10 protein-coding genes are annotated in these 20,300 nt (G+C 44.5%); all 10 read right to left on the bottom strand.

From position 1 onward, the window contains the following. Nucleotides 1-2: 2 nt before the first annotated feature. The 10 genes from FGL37_RS10350 to FGL37_RS10305 all read right to left on the bottom strand — a co-directional run bounded on the left by FGL37_RS10350 (nt 3) and on the right by FGL37_RS10305 (nt 20,299). Nucleotides 3-3,590, bottom strand: a complete 3,588-nt coding sequence (locus FGL37_RS10350; protein WP_028072013.1) for a DUF4450 domain-containing protein — start codon at nt 3,588-3,590, stop codon at nt 3-5. Nucleotides 3,591-3,592: 2 nt separating this feature from the next. Further along, the gene (locus FGL37_RS10345; RefSeq protein ID WP_028072012.1) at nt 3,593-4,993 is read right to left on the bottom strand and encodes a glycoside hydrolase family 28 protein; all 1,401 of its coding nucleotides are present in this window, start codon (nt 4,991-4,993) and stop codon (nt 3,593-3,595) included. 18 nt (nt 4,994-5,011) lie between these two features. Next, the gene (locus FGL37_RS10340) at nt 5,012-6,073 is read right to left on the bottom strand and encodes a glycoside hydrolase family protein (protein WP_028072011.1); all 1,062 of its coding nucleotides are present in this window, start codon (nt 6,071-6,073) and stop codon (nt 5,012-5,014) included. Between the two features lie 299 nt (nt 6,074-6,372). After that, complete coding sequence (locus FGL37_RS10335; RefSeq protein ID WP_028072010.1) at nt 6,373-7,875, bottom strand: RagB/SusD family nutrient uptake outer membrane protein; 1,503 nt, start codon at nt 7,873-7,875, stop codon at nt 6,373-6,375. Between the two features lie 4 nt (nt 7,876-7,879). Continuing rightward, on the bottom strand, nt 7,880-11,053 hold the full coding sequence (locus FGL37_RS10330) for a SusC/RagA family TonB-linked outer membrane protein (protein ID WP_028072009.1): 3,174 nt from the start codon (nt 11,051-11,053) through the stop codon (nt 7,880-7,882). 280 nt (nt 11,054-11,333) lie between these two features. Further along, complete coding sequence (locus FGL37_RS10325; RefSeq protein ID WP_028072008.1) at nt 11,334-14,075, bottom strand: glycosyl hydrolase; 2,742 nt, start codon at nt 14,073-14,075, stop codon at nt 11,334-11,336. A 12-nt stretch (nt 14,076-14,087) separates the two neighbouring features. Continuing rightward, nucleotides 14,088-14,399, bottom strand: coding sequence for an L-rhamnose mutarotase (rhaM, locus tag FGL37_RS10320; protein ID WP_028072007.1), 312 nt, complete (start codon nt 14,397-14,399; stop codon nt 14,088-14,090). Nucleotides 14,400-14,438: 39 nt separating this feature from the next. Next, nucleotides 14,439-17,396: a glycoside hydrolase family 2 protein gene (locus tag FGL37_RS10315; RefSeq protein ID WP_028072006.1), complete on the bottom strand. Its 2,958-nt coding sequence runs from the start codon at nt 17,394-17,396 to the stop codon at nt 14,439-14,441. Nucleotides 17,397-17,514: 118 nt separating this feature from the next. Further along, complete coding sequence (locus FGL37_RS10310) at nt 17,515-18,696, bottom strand: glycoside hydrolase family 88/105 protein (protein ID WP_232048675.1); 1,182 nt, start codon at nt 18,694-18,696, stop codon at nt 17,515-17,517. Beyond that, nucleotides 18,689-20,299: an arylsulfatase gene (locus FGL37_RS10305; protein ID WP_028072004.1), complete on the bottom strand. Its 1,611-nt coding sequence runs from the start codon at nt 20,297-20,299 to the stop codon at nt 18,689-18,691. The genes FGL37_RS10310 and FGL37_RS10305 overlap by 8 nt, the downstream gene beginning before the upstream one ends. Between the last annotated feature and the right edge of the window lies 1 nt (nt 20,300).

Below are 20,300 nucleotides of genomic sequence, written 5' to 3'. Positions count from 1 at the left end.
AGCTACCGCAACAGCGTGAGACTGATCAAGCCAATGACAGCATCGTTTGCCACAGCAATAAGTTCCACGGACTGAAGCTGCTTGCTACTGTCGAGTGGTAAATCCAATAGCGTGGCCGCCCCACCATCGATAGCACGGTTGCTATAACCTTTAATTTCCGTATAGCGATTCCACGCACCACCTTTATAAAGTTCGCCGGACTTGAGACTGACCCGATAGGGAATCTGGTCATCCGGGATATCAAAAGCACGATTGTCGTCGAGGTAGTCCTGTTCTATCGGCCACCAGTTGAATGGATTGATCAAGTCAAGGATGCTAGTTGTGCCATCGGTATAATTGACCTTGATCTTAGCATTGGTCAGCTGGGACTGCATGGGATTTGTTGAACCAGCCATCAGTAGATACATTTTACGTGCACGTCCTTCCAAAGGTATTGTAGCACGGCTAGGGTAATTATCCCATTGACTGACAAATAGAACGTTTCTGTTTTCATGTTTTATCTGGAAGGGAATATCCAAATAGCTCAGCTTGTTTTGTCTACTTCGGGCCATTATTCCACTATCATCAATACTGGCGGCAGTCAGTGGGTAACACCAGTTGCCTATTCCCTGCCAGGGCAGCTGCAAGGTCGGTCCTTCTGGTCGTGGTGACAGGTATTTTTGCTGAAAGATATCATTCAGACGGGCGTTATACTTGCTTGTTAAATTTTGTTCCTCAAAATGCCCACTATCGGTTATCTTCCAATCTATATAATCGACTTTTTCACGGTAATCACCCAAAACGAGATAGAGGCTGTTGGTTCCTTTAGAAAAAATTTCTGCAGGAAGCTGCAGTGCACGTATTTCCTTCGGTTTTAAACGAAGCGTCCGCCGAAAACGGTCATGGTCGATGGCCACATGCTGTATCTGTTCCGAACGGTTCGTTAGCGAAAGATAGTACTTGGTATCTTTTTTTAGCAAATTTGATTTTAAAGGGCTTTGCAACCTGATATTCACTGCTTGCCACCAGGTCATTTCACCTTGCTGAAGTTTTATAAAAAAGGTTCCTTGATGCTCCTTGTGAATAAACCACAACTGCTGTCCCGACCTTTTTTGAATAATTCCCTGCGGATCCCGGAGATCCAACACTTGTGTTCTCTTATCCAAGGGAATCGACCATGGATCAGTAAATACCTGTTGTAGGTCGCCCGTAGCCATATTCTTTACTTTTCCCGCGCCTGTTATCTGAACTTCAAAATCACGACCGGGATCCGATTCTATAATAAGGAACGGTTTATTGATGGACGAAGCTTTTACCGACCATTTCATATCTTTTCCATTAATTTTAACTGAGCTGACCCGCTCAAAATCAACGGGAATTTCCAAGATAAGCTTTAAAGACTGCGCATAACGGGTTTTGATTCGAAACGTTGTGGTGTGAGCAGTCTTTTTATAACTGTAGCTCCATTCAGGCAGTTCGATCTCTGCAAATTCCCAAGTTGTGGGAAATCCCGGTTTAATAAGTAGCTTGTTGTCCAATAAGCGCGGGTGAACGCCAAACAACCCCTCGACCAATGTGCGCGAAGCCACACCTATGGGATCTGCAAAGTCCCGATATAATTCGCCACGGAAAGCATCATAATGGGAAAGCTGCTGAAAATTGCCGGGGCTGATGCCGTGATACATGCTTTCCGTCAGGTTACTTTTCCACAGCTGATACGCCTCATCTGGCCTTCCGGCCTGCCAGTAGGCAAGTGCTGTCTGTAAATTCTCAGCCAAAGCCACATTGTTGACCGACCAGGTGTAAGGCTGCCAGGTAGTCGTCGGGAGCGTATAGAGGCCGGCCTGCTCCTGCCCTTTTACTGCAACAGGAATCCGGGGCAAACTATTGGCCACGTATTGCAGGTTTTGGTAATTTTCAAAATCATCCAGGACATCGGCATCAGCCACATGGTAAATCGTCCATAAGCCCGGCCTTTCGTGTACAAGCTGATGGCCCAAAGCGTCCTGAAACTCGGCAAAGTACCCCTTTCCCTTAAGCCAGAGCCTATTTTTCAATGCCTTCTGAATTTTATCTGCTTCACGTATATAAGGATCTGGATTCTGTCCGATTAAGCCTGCCAACTTGCCCATCATCCGATTGGCACGGTAATTATAAGCTGTGGTATGGGTTACCCCGCCCCCCGAATATTGTAGTCCATCGCTAGCCCAGATCGCGCAATAGGCATCGTATAAACCGTCGTTGTCGCGGTCGAAATTGCGCTTTTCCCAATCAAGGTGCCGTTGGAGCGTCGGCCACATTTGTCTGAGGTAAACGGTGTCACCGGTATAATTAAAATGCGACAATAGCTGATCAATAAATACCAGATTCATGTCGTAATGATGTGGCACAGTATTATTGTTGGGATTCCTGCTGATATATCCACTGGAGAACATGGCAGTGCCCATTTTTTCCAGATGCCGTGCTAAATGCAAGGCTGTATCCATGACTACGGGAGCGGCGGCAGGACTGGTTACCTGCGAACGGGCATAACTCGAAAAGTGTTCCTTCGCCCGGCCATGCCAGCCCAAAGCATCTGCAGCATAAGCACCCCGCCATGCATTCAGGCGCATGCGCCATGCAACAGCACCATGCAAAAAGGTAGGACTCTCCCAAATACCATCCGCAGCAACTGCCAAAGCTGCTCCGAAATTATTAATATATCTATCCGGCGTGTTTAATTTGATGCGATTAGCCAAAGCCAGCCTTGCCTGCTGCGCCTGTTCAAAAATTACTGCCAAAGCTGGCTCTTCACTTTTCCCCGGTATGAGCCTTCCTTTGGAGATCTGCACATAGCAGGGCTCCGCTTTTAGCTGACATTCTGCCACCACAATAGGGCTGTCTACAGGTTTAACAGCCGTCAAATTTGGTAGCTCTGCCAATGCTGACGCATCCGTAAGCCATACTCGAGCATCTTCTGAAAAACGGCCATGCACAAATTGGGCTTCTTTTTTCTTATTTTGATAAACTAATTCAAACCGTTCTTTTTCTATGACATACCGGTTATTTTCACAATAGGCCGGTAGCAGGTAAAACCCTGATTCCGGATCCGCCCCCACATCACCATTCCTGCTGAATGTTGCTCCGCTAGCTCCGCCATATATGGCATAAAGCTGCGCTTCAGGGCTGACATCGGTCGCCTGCAGTTTTACGATCATTCCTTCGGCACCGGCTTGTGCCATGACGACGATATCAACATGCCCTTCCCCCAGAAAGGTGTCCCAAATGCGATAGACCATGGAACCTGGCCTATATCGTGTCTCGATGCGGTCAGCGTCAATCATCTTCTTATATTTCTGCTTATTGCGTAGAACAAATTGCAGATTGCCCCCCATACCGGGCAGATACAAAGCAAATTCAGGGAGATCCCCTGCCTCCACACGAGAAGCCCGATGATCGCCATATAGTGCCCTGTTAAATCGGTACCGTCCGTTGACGAGCAGAAAATCGCCATTATCTTCTGTATAATGTAACGCCCGTTCTTTGCCGGGTACCTGCTTAGCCTGAGCAAAAGACTGTTGTATGGACAAGGACAATAAAATCCAGAAAGAAAACAGGCTCCTTCTTTTCATAATCAGTCAAATGACGTTAGTTCTTTTCCATTTACCACAACATTCTTTAACATCACATTCTTAAGGTGGTCTACTTTATACATTTCCTTTACACCTTCGATTTTACAGTTGACCATCGTAAAATCGGTCACAGGTGAAGATTCATAGGCCGTCGACAATACCGCATATTTGCCGCCCCCCTTTACCTGAAGATTTTCCACCCAGATGTTGCGGATGGTCGGAATATGTTTTCCGGGCTTTTCATAAAACATGTTGAAGCGTATTGCGGCTTCTTTGTACTGACCGACCTCTGTATTATAGAAGAATACATTCTCGATGATACCGCCCCTGCTGGAACTGGTTTTAATGCGCAATGCCCGATCAAGATTAGGGCTATCCATGACATTGTTGAGGGCATAAATATTTTTGGCTCCGCCCGCTATTTCACTGCCGATGACAACACCGCCGTGTCCGTCTTTCATCACACAATTTTCGATGATATGGTTTTCGGCAGGACGTCCTATGTTGCGGCCGTCCTCGTCGCGGCCCGATTTAATCGCAATACAGTCGTCGCCGGTATCGAAATAGCAGTTTCTGATCCAGACGTTCTTACTCGCTTCCGGATCGCAGCCATCGTTATTAGGACCATGACTCACCACCTTTACCCCCTCAATCAATACATTCTCACATAAGACGGGATTCAGGTTCCACATTGGCGAATTGACAAGCTTGACATCAGCAATCCAGACGTTCTTACATAGGTAGGGCTGAACAAAATTAGGCCGAAGGAAATTGCCGTGCCCAAACAGTCTCTTTTGAGGGTCTAGCTCTTCGGCCATCTGCTTATGTAAAATCGCACGGGCAGGTTTCTGCTCTCCCGGGCGTCCCTCGTGCCATCCGTATTTACGCGCGCCGCACCAGTACCACCAGTGATCATTGTCTGCATTGCCATCCAGCAGGCCTTTACCGGTGATAGCAATATTTTCCTCTTTATATGCGTAAATGAATGGAGAGAAATTGATGCACTCCATTCCCTCCCATCGGGTAAATACCATCGGATAGTCAGCGCTATCTCGACTAAACAGTACCGTGGCTCCTTCCTTGATATGAAGATTAACATTACTTTTGAGATAAATCGCTCCGGTTAGGTACACGCCTTCAGGGACCACGACGCGCCCCCCGCCCTGCCTGCTGCACGCTTCGATCGCCTGTTTGATGGCCGCCGTATTTTTTGTCCGGCCATCCCCAACGGCTCCAAAGTCAGTGATCACATAATCTTTGTTTTTAAATTTTGGCGCTACAATCAGCTTTTTCAGCTGATCGATTTCTTTTAACGGCTGCTGGGCCGTCGTCCAGACAGTCTGCTGTCCATAACTGTTGACAAAACCAAGGACGGTAATAAGAATACTAAAAATCGTTTTCATCAGGTATTGTTGTTTTACTTATATGATTTCAAAAATGAAGGTCGTGGAAGTATCTGCCTTCCCGCCTTGGGTGGCACCGAATAAGAAACGTGGTTCGTTGGTCAGCCTGTCCATGAGTATCATGGGGCGCTCCAGCCGTCCAAAACGTTTTAAATTGGCCGGGGGCGTTGCTTCGTGTACATACTCAGCCAGATTTAGATAGGCTACTTGCGGTTCAGACCATTGAATGCCATTCTTTGACATTAGGATCAGCCCATATTCATGGTTATAAAAACCCATATCCCTGGCGATCAAGCAGTACTGCCCGTCTTGCTGCCAAACGAAAGCGTCTTCGAGCTGCGCATTGTTCGGCCGACCAGAAAAATCAATTACTGGCCGTTCTGAGACCTTGTGGTAGGGCCCCAGAGGATGATCCGCCTTAGCCAGCCCATATTTTCGATTCCCCCTGACGGGCCCCGTATCACGCAGGTATTCCGCTGTATTCCAAGATTTGTAGTAGAGCCAAAACTTACCATCGTCGCCCTGTAAAAATGCGGGGTTCGTCGTACAGTGATCATCCCAAGCGCCCTCTTCTCCCGGCAGCAAAATAGGACTGTCGCTCCTTTTCCAAGGACCATCCAACGTTTTTGCTGTCGCCACACCAATTCTCTTCGTATCAGTCTTGCCATTGCAGTTACCCATATAAAAGAGATAAAACATGTCTCCCACTTTTTTGATTAGGGGATTATGGCAGGTGGTACTATCCCAACATCCATCTCTTGGCTGCAATACGACCTCTTTGTGCTGAAAGCTCTCATACGGGGATTCCGCCACCGCATGGGCAATCTCGGAGCCCTTAATCCATCCGCCCATTCCCTTATCTTTGCGCCATCGGGAATAAAAAAGATGAACTTTTCCATCATCGCCCCAGATCGGAGATGAACACCAGATAAAATAATCGTCCAACTGTAATGAACGCCCGATGGGCTTCAAGCTAAAATACGGTGCCACCTCCTGCTTATTTTTGGTAATGGCACCTGCTGGAGACAGTGCAGCGATTAGCAAAAATGCATTTGATTTTAAGAAGATCCTCCTATCCATATCAGACATTTTCTGGCGATTGATTTACAATTTGGTTTTCCGGTATCCGCAGCTTCGACGAATAAGTCTTTAAGATACAAAAATCGGTGTAACCGCCTATCCTGCCCTGTCCTGCGACTACTTACGAATTTTGCCACAGACCACTACTTTTTTCTCAATAAAAAAGCCTACCGGTTAGATTTCAGACCAGGTAGGCTCATGTTTATCTGCTGAAAAGCCGCCAAATGATTATGAGAACAAGAAACTTTCAGAAAAAAATCGCCCTTAAACTTAAGGGCGATTAGATTTCGATAGCATGATCAATATCCCGGATTCTGGGTATATAGTCCAGGGCTATTGTCGAGTTCGGACTGTGGTACCGGATACAAGACATAATTCACTTGAAAATCAGACATCTGTTTTGAGACGTCCTCTTTCGTAATCCAAGCCTTCATCACAGATTCAACTGTTCCACTGCGAATAAGATCAAACCAACGCAATCCCTCACCGATAAACTCCCGTCTCCGTTCGTCCATCAGTTGCGTTTTAGTCACATTGGTCAGCTCGGCCGTCAAACCAGCACGTTTTCGGATTTGATTGACGATCGCATCCACATCAGTTTGAGACCCAACAGCCCCGTTCAGAATGCACTCTGCCTTCAGCAACAGCAAATCGCTATAACGAAACACAATATAATTGATCGGCCAATCCATGCGACTCGCCGGCACTTTGGTCACATCGACGAATTTTTTAACAAAGGATCTTGTTTCAACAACATTGCCATAGGTATATCCTTGCTGAATACTGAATGTTTTCCTACCATCACTTGCATCATACAATTTAAGCAAGTCTTCAGATACAGGTCTAATCGTAAGGCCCCCTTGTGTGGCTAGCCCGAGTGAATTGAACCAATTGTCAGGCACGAGTACCCATGGAAAAGTAGCCCCTACGACAGGATTCGCCCCACTGGAATATTCTATATTGAAGATCACTTCCTTGTTGCGCTCATTTCCATAATCAAAAACGCTATTATAACTGGCCAACAAACTAAATTCATTGCTATTGATTACATCGTTGAACTGTTCCACGGCTTTCGCCCATTCATTGCTGTTCAAGCCCGCTCCTTCAACACCCAAAGTGGGTCCTGATCGCGTCATATAAACCAATCCCAGCAACATTTTTGCAGCGTATTTATTGACACGACCTTTATCTACCACCGCATAGGCACTGGGGGCTGGAAGGGCATTAATGGCCTTGTTCAGATCTTCAATAATCAAGGCATACAACTCCTCCACGTTGCTCCGCCCAATACTTTTGGCTTGACTGGCAGACACAACCTTGTCGATAAGTGGCACTTTTCCGAAGTATCGAATCAAATCAAAATAAAAAAATGCGCGCAAAAATCGAGCTTCACCTTCCATTCTATTGCGAAGAGTCGCATCCGGGATGGCTGTAGCACCATTCGTCACAAGTTGTTCCAAATAATTGTTTACACGAAAGATGCCGTTAAAATTTGTTTGCCAAGCTTCTATCACATAGGGGTTACTGGCAATCGTTTTATGAAAACTGTTGATCCCTTCCCAATCACGTACCCCGCCATCGGACACAGCGTACAAATTGTCCGATCGTGTCTCCGAAAGATTCATCAAACGGTCTGGATATCCTCGTGTACTGTTATAGATCGCGTTCAATCCTTGCACAAAATCATTCGTAGTCTTAAAGTAGGTGTCAGATGTTGCACTCGAAATTGGCTGCTGGTCCAGATCCATTTTGCAAGATCCCAATAGACCTGCCATCAACAAAAATATACTCAACTTTTTCATTATTTTAAAAATTTACGTTCAAACCAAATGTTACTGTTTTTGGAATCGCTAAGCCCCCATAATCACCGGCTTCGGGATAATCAGCGCTTCCGCTTAAGTTTGTATTGGAAGATTCTGGATTTACACCACCGTCATATTTATCCTTTCCCCAAAAATTTTCCAATGTCACGAATAAACGGACTAAACTAAGTTTGGACTGACTCCCTAATTTTAGGTCTTTTATATTATAACCAAGTGTGACATTACGTAGGCGCCAATAATCTGAAGAATACAACCAATCTGTATTTTTGATCCGTCCGAATGTTGAATACGCTTTTCCCACGCGACCTTCCCCGGGATCCTCTTCTGAACGCCATCTATCCCTATAAAATCCAAGTGCATTGTCCGATGATCCTTGACCAGTACGCCCCAATGCCCGTCCTAGAAGGGAATAGATATGGCCTCCATTTTGGCCTTGAAACATGAAACTCAAATCAAAATTTTTATATTTTAAATTGTTGGTGATTCCCCATACATAACTCGGGTTTGGGTGTCCCACAATTACGCGGTCATTCGCGTCGATCACGCCATCACCATTGGCATCCACATACCTTGGGTCGCCTGCCTTTTGGCTACCATACAATGCGGCACCGGCGTCAATGTCTGCCTGACTCAATATACCATCTTGTTTAACGACGTAAATGCTATACATCGGTTCACCAACCCGTAAAAGGCTATGTTGAATATCGAACGAAGATGGAATTAAGATTTCCTTTTGCTCACCAGCAAGTTTTGTTACCTCATTGGAATTATGACTGATATTAAAAGAGGTAGACCATGAAAAATCCGATTTTCTGATCTGATGGGAAGTGATCTCGAAATCCCAGCCTTTACTTTTTACCTCACCAGCATTATCCAAGTAGGAAGAAAAACCTGTGGCCAACATGGACGGCACATTCAACAATAGATCACTGCTCTTACGCATATACCAATCAAACGATCCTGTGATACGGGATCCCAAAAGGCCAAAGTCCAATCCAACATCGTAGGTCCGGGATTTTTCCCATTTTAGGTCCGGATTAATGATATTGCTTGGTGCCTGCCCGGATGTCGAAAGACCATTTGACGAATAATTATAAAAGCCCAATAAGGCAATGCTGCTGTAATCTCCGATATTGTTATTTCCAGATTCACCATAACTACCACGCAGTTTCAGCTCATTGATAAAGGTGATGGGTTTCATAAAATTCTCCTGCGACAAACGCCAACCCATGGACAGTGATGGAAACCAGCCCCATTTTGTATTGGACCCAAAACGCGATGAGCCGTCACGTCGAATACTTCCCGAAAGAAGGTATTTTCCGTCATAGGCATATTGAACCCGTCCAAAATAAGACAGCAAGACGCTTTGTGTTGCGCCGGTTGAAGCCACCGTAGCGACTGCGCCATTCAAAGTTGTGATGGAACTATTGGTATAACCTCCCTGTGAAGTGATGGAAGAAGTTTCAAGTTTATCAAAATTATAGGCTTGCCCCAATAAAGCAGTAATATCATGTTTGTCGATATTGAGATGATAGTTTAGAGTGTTTTCATTGACAAAAGTTTGCTTTCGATATACGCTATTGGATCCATAGGTCGCTTGATTCGGGTTGTTGGTTCGATTAGCCAAAGTTCCGCCTACGGTATAGGGCTGAAATCTATTGCTTCGACTATCGGTCTGATCCAGATTGACCGTGGTCTTAAAATTTAAGTTCTCCAGGATATTGTACTGTCCGTAAACTGTCCCCAATAAACGTGAAATTTTGTTTTCCCCGATATAATAGTTCAATTTTGCTATTGGATCGTTTGTCGATGTGCTCCAAGGGTATTTTTCATTGTCAAAAACATTCACTGTTCCCGCAGGATGGTCCTGAACCGGTGACATCGAATAAATCTGATGCATAATATTATCCTTTCCTTCCACCCCCGGATCATTTCCGATAGAATAAGTGGGTGCTAGGTTTAAGCCGAATGCAAATTTCTTATTCGGTTTCACTTCGACGTTAGCCCTGGCAGTATAATTTTTATAGTCCAATCCTTTTACAATACCTTGTTGATTGAGATAATTTCCCGAGACATAATAATTGACAAATTCTGTCGCTCCGGAGGCTGCTACCTGATAATTTTGGACCACGCCTTTTCGATACGCTTCGTCTTGCCAATTAATGAGGTAAAGCCCCGGATGTCCAGGTTCCAGCCAACGGTCATCATACATATAAGATGTGTTATATTTCCCCTCGGCAAGCCCCAATATTTTCCGTCGTTCGGCATTGCTTTGACTTGCCAGCCTTCCTGTACCGGAGGCTTCCCATTGCGCATTGATCATCTCCACCGCTCTATCTATCCATTCTTCACCATTCAACATATCCAATTTCTTATAAGCCTCGGAAATGCCGACGTATGAATTGAGGCTCACTTTGGCCTGACCGCTCTTTCCACGTTTTGTGGTGATCAGAACAACACCATTTGCTGCCCGGGATCCATAAATTGCAGCTGCAGATGCATCTTTTAACACCTCCACAGATTCAATATCGTTGGGATTCATATTGTCCAAAGGATTTCCTGAGGCATAGTTTCCCGAACCGTTCTGTGCTGCCGTTGATAAAGGAAAACCATCAATAACGTACAAGGGTTCACTGCCGGCAGTGATAGAACCTGATCCCCTGACCTGAACACTTAACCCTTTTCCGGGAACACCTGTGGATTGCTTGACCCTTACTCCAGACATCTGTCCGATCAAGGCTTGATCAACACGCGCAATAGGACGCTCATCGAGATTTTCGGCATTAAATTTTGAAACTGGAGCAATAAGATTAGTCCGTTTCTGAGATCCATAGCCAATGACAACGACTTCGTCGAGTGATTCTTGCTTGGCTGCCAGGTTCACTTGCAAAAAAGAGAGGTTGGATACGTTTAACGTTTTCGTAACGTATTCTATCGAAGTGAAGGTCACCTTATCCCCCGGCTTGGCAATAATGCCAAATTCACCATTTTGATTAGTTGTCCCACTACCTTTGCCGTTCACATGGATAGTCACTCCGCTGATAGGCTGACTTTTGTCGTCAACAACTTTCCCCTTCAGCAGTTCTTGAGCATATAATACCTGAGTCAAAGCCAACTGGGTCATTACTACAGTACCATATCGTAAGATATTTTTCATGGGTTGAAGTTTAAATTGTTATTTGTGATTTATATTGGTAACTGGAAGTTATAGTATCCCTTGAAACTAACTATCCTGAACTTACAGGTTCGCATGTATCTAGTCTATTACAGAAAGCAAAAAGCCCCATTTTAGGGGCTTTTTGTTGCTATTTATGTTTATTAATGTAACAAGATTACTCTCTTTTGAATCCTGTTAAACGTCAATATAAACTTCTTGCCGTGGTGAAAAATTGACCAGCCAAGTAGGAGCTACGGCGGACACATCCAATCGTTTTCACTTAATAACTCCACAAAGTCACAGGACCGATCAAACCGCTTTCCATGGATTTCCAATCACCGGCATCAAAGTTTTTATAGTTGATATTCACAAAATTGATTTCGTGATAATTACGCCACGCAACTTTTTGCTGATCCAGGTGACGGATTCGGTTGGCCATCAGGTTGGCTACTTCGATGCGGATTTTATTTTCTCCATCGACCAACCATTTGGTGACATCCTGTTGAAAAGGTATAGACCACAATATACCTGCATCCTGCCCATTGATAAATACCCGGGCGCTTTCTGCAACCCTTCCAAGCTTCAGAAGATAGGATTTTGAAGGATTCTTATCGATAGAAAACGTTTTTTCATAAGCCGCAGTCCCCGAAAAATTGATGGCGTCTTTATCCCCCCATGCTGTCCAGGAAGAAAGTCGCTCAAGCTTTCTGGCACGTGGCAAAACAGGTCCCCCTGCAATAAAGCTTACCTTCCAATCACGATCCAGTTGGGCCACTTGGCTTAATTCTTCCTGATAACGAAACGTTTCCTTGGCCTTTTGATCCGAAGCCAAAATGATCCAAGAATAGCCTGACGGAATCTGCACGCGTATTTTGCCATCGATCGATGGCAGCTGAAATGTCCGCCCAGTCTGAGGATCCAATAAAGTATACTGTTTAGCTTGTGTATTTAACATGATACTGCGGTCGACCATCTGTCGGCTGTGATTAACCAGATAATAGTAGGTGTCCTTACCAGCGACTCTCCTTGAAAACTTTAGTCCTGTCTGGCTAATCCGTTCGGGAGCGATCTGTTCTGTTTCGAGTGCTGAACTGACATCCGCCGTCAAATAGATCTTACCTTTTCCAAAAGCTGTATACTGATTCGCTTTATCTCTCTCGAAACCCAGAGACGCAATCAAAGTATTGAACTGCGCACGACGTTCGTCCAACCGGCTGTACCCAGCAACCTCTTGCGGCAATTGTTGGAAGACGACTGTTGCTCCCTCGCGCGCCATTTGCAGAATTTTCTGGAGTGTGACTTCAGAAAAATAATGGCAGGCAGGAATATAAATTGCCCGATACGGGATCGCATCCTTAGCTGTTTGTAATCTGCCGTCCTTAACCGTTGTTCCAGCTAAAATTTTATCCGTTGCAAAATCAAAGCTATAGCCTCTTTTCTGCAGTTGCACACTTTGTTTATAAAATTGCGTTGGGTGCAACCATTCGTCAACATCATGAACTTTCAATGCCTTATCCATTCCCTTCGCATCATTCCAAATATCATAAATAGGCCAGTAAATTAGCAATTCGTTATCAGCACGGCTAGATTGAAGAATAGACTGGACACGTGTAATATATTGATTTAAACCGCTGAGATGGTCCCAAAATGAATTTTGCGGCACAAAGTTTACTGAAGCATAGAATAACCACCCCGGAAAGGGTACATTTTTTGGTGAATATGTTGTGCCGTGGTAGAACACATGATTCACCCCGGCGAGGAATAGTTGTTCGACTTCAGGTTTCGTTTGCGACAAGGAGGTTTTAAAATGTTCCGTAAGCCACGTGAAGGTCTCTGAAGAAGTATATTTTTTACCGTATACATTTGTCGCTGATGTCGCAAATTTGGCCATCATGGGATCAGGGTCCACATTACGAATATCAGCAGTATCGCGCCTTAAACCGGGGATATCGAAACTACTGGAGCCAAAGGTTTCACATTCAGAAATATCTGTATCAGCATACAAATCGATCAGATTTCCCGGAGATCCATGGGCCTGATTTTTCGAAATCGCTTTATAGCGATGGGCGAAGTTCGTAAATGGGACCAAAAAATTCTGGGCAAGGAGTGCATCCACAACTTCACGGTAATCGGATTTTAGGCGTGCTGTTTTGGTTGTATCCTTACCCAATCCTGCAAAATCTAGCAGGTTATCTTGTAGTTTGTATCCTTTTATCCGTTCGAATGATTGCAAAAATTCATCTGTCCAGTTCGCACCGTATACTTCGTAGCTATCGTTAAAAAAAGCACGCACATGCAATGGTTTGTCCTTAAAAGCTTCGGCAAATCTATTAAAATAGGATGCAACTGAGGTCTGTCCGAGATGATCCAGGGTATATCCTTCACCACCGGGAGCAGCGCGCTTCACTTTTTGGCCTGTCCTGCCTGAAAATACAGCCAACAACCGGATATCTGCTGGCGCTTCCCATGTTCCACCGGTATGTGAACGATAATCATCCAGATTAATCTCGCTATGATCTGATCTAAACGCACGCAGAGCCTGCAGCATGTAATAATGTTGTTTAGGATCCTTCGGTTTTAGGGGGAACTGAATTTTTTCGCCTTTTTTTAATTCAAAGTCATCCAGGATCAGTTTGGTGGCCGCATCTTTTTCCCTGATCTGTGGCCCACCGAAAGGCCATCCCGTTCCCAAGTTGATGTCCACTCCCAACCCAAGCCTCCCTGCCTTATCGGTTGTTACAGCCAACATATTCATCCATGGTGGTGAAAGAAAACTCAGATACTTGGACTCAAATCCTTTAGCGCCATAAATTGGCGTCACCTCGACACCGCCAAATCCACTTTTATCAAATAAGGTTAATTCACGTTCGAGGTTGGCTCTGTCCACAGCCGAACCGAGCCACCACCAACGCGTCCAGGGCTTCATCTCTTTGGTCACTGCCGGCCATAGATTCTGTGCGATACTTCCACCGGAAGCCAACAGGTTACAGGCAAACAATAATGATATATAAATTTTTCTCATGTTAAAATTGGTCTAATCCATATGAAATACCTTCTTCAAGTTTATCGATACCGGAGAGTGGTCCGGATTTACGTCCATGATATCATGCATATAATCCCACCATTGCTGAACTATGGCTTCCTTACCCAATTCTTGTGATGAATGTCCCGCTAGATATTGAACAGCAAATAACGTATCGGTCTCTTCATCCAAAAAAATACTATAATCAGACACACCATTTTCGCGCAATAAGGTGATTAATTCTGGCCAAATCCTGTCATGCCTGCGCTTGTATTCCGCGGACATACCCGGTTTTAGTTTCATCTTAAATGCTATTTTCTCCATCTCGTTTATGTATTGAACTGTTTTATTATTACCATATTCTTAATTGGCCAATACCTGATGGATATCGGCTTCAATAATACTCAAGGTACCTTTGGCATTGGCATCATTACGTGCGACACCATCATCAAGTTTCTTACCGCCCATTTCTACCTGATTATTTTCCTTTGCGGTAAAAGGCGCATTTTTAAGTTTTATGGTCACCGTTTGGCCTTTCGTACGCGGAAATGAAAGCGTACAGTAGCCTAACGTCAGATCTGTATTGCCGTCAAAAACAAGCTTGCCGTCCACAAAAACCTGCAATGGGTAGGATCTTGATCTAAAATTATTCAGTTTCAGATCGATTTCATCGATATCGGACTTTTCCTGTAAGGTATATGTAATCCAAGCAGTACCCAGCTGGCCATCATTGACCCAATCGGATAGCTCATTGTCATCGTAGGACTGTCCCACCTTATCTTGGTTAGCTCCAGACGTGGCTGTACGGATTTTGAGACTTTTTTTCAGCTGCAGCAAAGTGGGTTTCGATGGACTTGGCCCCCGCTCTAAAAATGAAGGCAAATTTTCATTGGATTCTTTGACAAAATAATTCGCCATCGTTCTGATAGGTTGCACCTGCCAGGTGACCGAATCGGATAAAAGGCCTTCAGACACTGCTTTCAATACAACCTTACCCGATTTATCGTACTGTGTACGAAGTAAAACACGATTTACGCCAGCCTCGACCGGAAGCGATCTGGCCAAAATGTAATTATCGGGACCCTGTGCAATTCCACCACGCCAATCCATCGGTCCGTCTAGTTTGAAATCAATCTTATTTGAAGCAAGTGGGCACCGCAACCCATTTTTATCCAGTACTTCAACTTCGACCAATACCATATCGTTTCCATCTGCAAATAAGCCATTTTTACCATGATGTGCTGTCAAACGGATTTTATAAGGTTCACCTGTGGTTCTGAGCTCCCTTATATTCAATAATTTTCCATCTTTACTGAATGATTTCGCCGTCAATACGCCCGCCTCGAAATCAACAGCAGGAAAACGGAACAGGAAATCATATAGCTTTTCTGCTTCTGCCTGTACTTTGCCGTTCAGCGATAATTCTACCCGGTCAGCAGCGGAAACGACCAAGACATCTTTTTTCGTTCCAGCAGGGTAGTTCCAGTGCCCTACAAGATATAAGCCTTTTGGATCTGGGGCGATCCAACCATTCCACATCACCTGATGTGCAAAGTAAGCATCTTTTGGAATGCGCATAGCATCTACCTCACCGCTTCTTCTGTAGTTCTCCTTTCCCCTGAAGTGCGTATTCGAATCGGAGAATATAATATTCACACCCCCCGAATTGACCCGATCACCGGTTCCCGGACGCATTTTCCAATATTCCCACCAACGATGTACAGCCTCAACGACATAACTATCCTGATTTCTATTATAATCACTGGCATGTACACCTTTATAAAGTGGTCCTTCCCCATCCTTGTGAAATGGATAACTCCATTCATCCCAGTATTTACGTAATGCCTCATCCCGCATATATTCCGTAGCAATCATCGGATGACGGGCGCTTTTATTAATGTACAGCATTTCACCACCATATTCCGCTAGTTTACTGTCTAACATCTCACGTGAACCGATTGCCCGTCCGCCTGCAGGATCGAATTGATCCCGTATAGCTTTCATCTCTGCCATATGCTCTTCCGATATGGATTCGTTTCCACATTCATAAAACAGCACACTGGGATTATTGCGATAATATATGATTACATCGCGCATCAGTTCGACTCGGTGTTCCCAGCGTCTCCCCTGAACATCTTTTTCAGCATCCCCTGCCGGCAGCATTTGCATAAGTCCTACCCGGTCGCAGGATTCAACATCCTGTTTCCAGGGGGCTACGTGCATCCAGCGGACAAGATTAGCATTGCCCTTGACCATTAACCCATTGCTAAAATCACTTAACCAAGGTGCTACAGATAGGCCAACGGCGGGCCATTCATTACTGGTACGCTGCGCATAGCCCTTCATCATCAAAACTTGGTCATTGAGGTATACCATTCCATTCTTGAAAGCCGTTTTTCGAAATCCTGTTTTCGTCTGTACAGCGTCTATAGTTGTGTTGCCCTGTACGATTTTTGTCGTCACCGTATAGAGATAGCCATAACCCCAGCTCCAAAAGTTCACTTGACTCAAGGCCGCGCTCATGGTCAATTGTTGTGTTTGATTGGCAGGAAGATTGAACTTTTTTGAAAAAGTTTTGACCAACTTCCCATCAGCATTACGTACTTCGGCAACAAAGTCGACCAAGCGCGATTGCCCGGTTTCATTTTTCACCTCAGATGAAACAAAAAGATCCATTGTTTTTTTAGGGATGTTCATATTCTTCGCATACACATAAACACCCGTAGTCTTCAAATTGGAATATAAGGGTAGGGTCTGATAAATTTTTGGAGCAAAGTGGATCCACACATTTTTTGGAATTCCACCATAGTTTGCATTAAAGTTTTTATCGTTCCATTGATACGTGCTGTTTGTTGCTTTTTCACGATAGCTCCAGCTATTGTCTATCCGTATAGCCAGGGTATTTTCGTGATCGCGATCAATCAGGTCCGAAATATCAAATCCTACAGCCATTACGCCATTTTCATGGCGACCAATAAATCTTCCGTTGAGATAAAATTCTCCCCCAAAGCGAATTCCTTCAAATTCCAAAAAGACCTTATCAGAAGTTACTCCCTTGGGGACAGTAAACTTTTTTCGATACCAGACAATATTCGCTGAAAGGTCATGGATCGCTTTCGCGAACGCTTCATCTTCATTCCATGCTTGAGGCAAGGTGGCTTGTTTCCATGCACGATCATCAAATCCTGTAGCAGAAGCCTCGTTGACATCACCAATGTGGTAACGCCAGTCGGCGTTAAAACTAAAAGTCTTCCGACCTGCTTGCGCATATATGCCGAATGAAAGCAGCAGGCAACAAAAAATAAAGAATAATCTTTTCATTAGTTTACTTTTTTAGGCTAATAAGAACGCGCAGTTTTTTATGTATAGCATAACTGACCCCATTCCCATCATGAATAGGAATTGATCAGGTTGCTGTCAACAACCGGAAAGAGACAACTTATTTTGACAACATCTTATAAACCTCTGTGCCTCCTAATAAGAAACAACCCAAACCATAATCTTCAAAATCCGGCTGGCTTGAGAAACTGACGGGCTGACCATCCTTAGGTTCTTTTCCCGTTCCTTGTAAATAGCCTAAAAAACCGGAAGGGTGTACCGCTTCTGCGATCATTGCTTTCCATGCTTTTTCGACAACGGGCCGATATATTTTAGCGTCTAGAAATCCATTATTAATGCCCCAGGCCATACCATAGACAAACAATGACGTCCCTGAGGTCTCGCGCCCGCCAAAATTACTAGGGTCATGCAAACTAACGTTCCAAAATCCATCTGGCCTTTGAATAGGGACAAGTGCTTCCATCAGCGCTTTATAATCGGCCATATATTCTGCCCGATGGACTTCGTTTTCCGGAATTAAAGAAAGTACCCTGACTAAAGCAGCCACGACCCATCCATTACCGCGTGACCAATAGCAATCCTCACCATTCGGTTCTTTGTAGGGCGGAACAAAATCCTTATCCCGCCACCAAAGTTTATCGGCCTTATTATACAGACCTCCACCTTCTTGTGTTTTTGAATGATGATACATTTTATACATGTAATCAAAGTAAGTTTGATCTTTTGTTATTACACCCAATTTAGCGTAGATTGGCATGGCCATTTGTATGGCATCGATCCAGGTCCAATCGTCTATTTTTCCCGATCTGATAATGTAATCTATATTTGCTTTAATTTTTTGGATACGCTCAGGCTTCTGTTCAATCTCATAGAGATCCAGATAGGTTTGCCCACAAGCCTGGTCATCGGCATTTCGGGTTTCCAAACCATTCCGCATTCCCCAATCATGTTTGTTTCCCCAATCCACAGCATAATCGTAGTATGCACTGTTTTTATCAATCTGATAAAGTGCCATGAGACCTTCGTAATACACGGCGCGGGTCCAGATGTTGCTCGGTCTCCAGCGATTGGTATAGATCGGTTTTCCTGTGTCCGTCCATTTATTCATGAAATAACGATTGGTTAGCTGCAACGACTGAAGGACGTCCTCAGCAGTTAGTTCCTTTTTGTGTTCGACGACTTTTTTTGTCGACGAACAGGCCGAAAGACCAACAGTAATCAGTAAAATGACTGTATAAATAGTAGATAGTTTCATGCTTTGTCTGCTTTTTAATTTATTCATAACGGGTATTCCCCTTTTTTTGTGCAAGTTGTTCGTAGGGTATCACACCAACTCTTTTAGCCCATTTTTCATAGCGCTGAACCATTTCACGATATACTTTTGGAAATGAGGCTGATAAGTCTACCGTTTCACTCCTATCTTTTTCTATATCATATAGATACCATCTATTTTCAGGATAGGAAGACACAAGCTTCCATCTTCCTTTGCGCACCGCTTTGTTACCTTCATGCTCAAAACAAATCTCCCTGTCCATATCCCGCTGTTCCTCTGTCCATAGTGGAAGCAAGGACAATCCTTCCATGGGTTTAATCGTATTACCGGCATAATTCTTAGGATAGCTCGCTCCTGACCATTGTGCTAAAGTTGGCATGATATCGATCAAATGGGCGGGCATATCAAACTGCTTTCCCCCTTGAAGGTACTTCGGTCCATAGGCGATAAACCCTGTAGCATTGCCCCCCTCAAACTCCCAATGCTTAAACTTTTTGAAAGGCGTATTGCTCACTGCAGCACCTTCGGCTCCATAAGCTGTGAAAGAACGTGGATGACTGGCAGGAAATTCATTGGCAGCTCTAATTTCTGCTGTAAATCCCGCATTGCTTATGGTCTCATTGCTCGCCCCGTTATCAGAGAGAAAGATAAAAACAGTGTTGTCCAATTGTCCTTTTGATTGGAGATAATCAACCAGTCTACCCACATTTTGATCCAATTCGTCTACCATCGCCGCGTACACAGCCATCTTTTCATCCCATTTTACTTTTTCTTCCCAGCTGCAGTCATTCCAATTTCGCAAGGTTGTATCCATTTCCGACAACTTCGTTGTTGGTGGCAATATTCCTAACCGCTGCTGTTTTTGAAACCGCTTTTCACGGACAGCCTCCCAGCCTTCCATATATTTACCCCGATACTTTGCAATATCCTGCGGCTTGGCATGTAAAGGCCAATGGGGAGCCTGAAAAGCGAGGTATAGAAAAAAGGGATCCTTTTTTTTCGTTTGCAAATGCTCACCAATGAAAGTCATTGCATAATCGGTGTAGTCATCCGAGCTATAGTAATCTTTTGGCGGAACGATCGCTTCATTGTCCAAAGCTATCGTCAACGTTTGCTTGGGTCGATAAGGTCGGTTTTCAAAGTAGCTGTTTGCTCCATCAATCAATCCATAATAACGTTGAAATCCACGCTGTAGCGGCCAATTTTCTTTCTCCTGTCCCACGTGCCACTTTCCTGCCATATATGTTCCATATCCAGCAGTTTTCAGGAGTTCGGCCAATGTAATGGCGTCTCTGCTCAAATAACCCTGATAGGCAGGGAATGGCCGCTTATTCATCATATCGCCGATGCCGGCCTGATGAGGATATAGCCCCGTCAGCAGGGAGGCCCTGGATGGACAACAGCGTGAAGCATTATAAAAATTAGTCATTTTGATCCCCTCACTTGCCATCTTATCTAAATTTGGTGTTTCAATCTCAGAGCCAAAACAGCCTAAATCTGCATACCCCATATCATCCGCCAAAATCAATACGATATTGGGCCGCTGCTGCGCATGGGCTTCAACCAGCGCACAAAGGAGAAATATCCATGGGAGGAATGTCAGCTTTTTCATA

The organism is Sphingobacterium thalpophilum, from assembly GCF_901482695.1.
GTDB classification, from domain to species: Bacteria; Bacteroidota; Bacteroidia; order Sphingobacteriales; family Sphingobacteriaceae; genus Sphingobacterium; species Sphingobacterium thalpophilum.
This window is presented reverse-complemented; position numbering and strand designations above follow the sequence as displayed.

Excerpts from the sequence above, each read along its gene's own strand:
- FGL37_RS10350 (WP_028072013.1), bottom strand. The coding sequence starts at position 3,590 with ATGAAAAGAAGGAGCCTGTTTTCTTTCTGGATTTTATTGTCCTTGTCC.
- FGL37_RS10345 (WP_028072012.1), bottom strand. The coding sequence starts at position 4,993 with ATGAAAACGATTTTTAGTATTCTTATTACCGTCCTTGGTTTTGTCAAC.
- FGL37_RS10340 (WP_028072011.1), bottom strand. The coding sequence starts at position 6,073 with ATGGATAGGAGGATCTTCTTAAAATCAAATGCATTTTTGCTAATCGCT.
- FGL37_RS10335 (WP_028072010.1), bottom strand. The coding sequence starts at position 7,875 with ATGAAAAAGTTGAGTATATTTTTGTTGATGGCAGGTCTATTGGGATCT.
- FGL37_RS10330 (WP_028072009.1), bottom strand. The coding sequence starts at position 11,053 with ATGAAAAATATCTTACGATATGGTACTGTAGTAATGACCCAGTTGGCT.
- FGL37_RS10325 (WP_028072008.1), bottom strand. The coding sequence starts at position 14,075 with ATGAGAAAAATTTATATATCATTATTGTTTGCCTGTAACCTGTTGGCT.
- rhaM (WP_028072007.1), bottom strand. The coding sequence starts at position 14,399 with ATGGAGAAAATAGCATTTAAGATGAAACTAAAACCGGGTATGTCCGCG.
- FGL37_RS10315 (WP_028072006.1), bottom strand. The coding sequence starts at position 17,396 with ATGAAAAGATTATTCTTTATTTTTTGTTGCCTGCTGCTTTCATTCGGC.
- FGL37_RS10310 (WP_232048675.1), bottom strand. The coding sequence starts at position 18,696 with ATGAATAAATTAAAAAGCAGACAAAGCATGAAACTATCTACTATTTAT.
- FGL37_RS10305 (WP_028072004.1), bottom strand. The coding sequence starts at position 20,299 with ATGAAAAAGCTGACATTCCTCCCATGGATATTTCTCCTTTGTGCGCTG.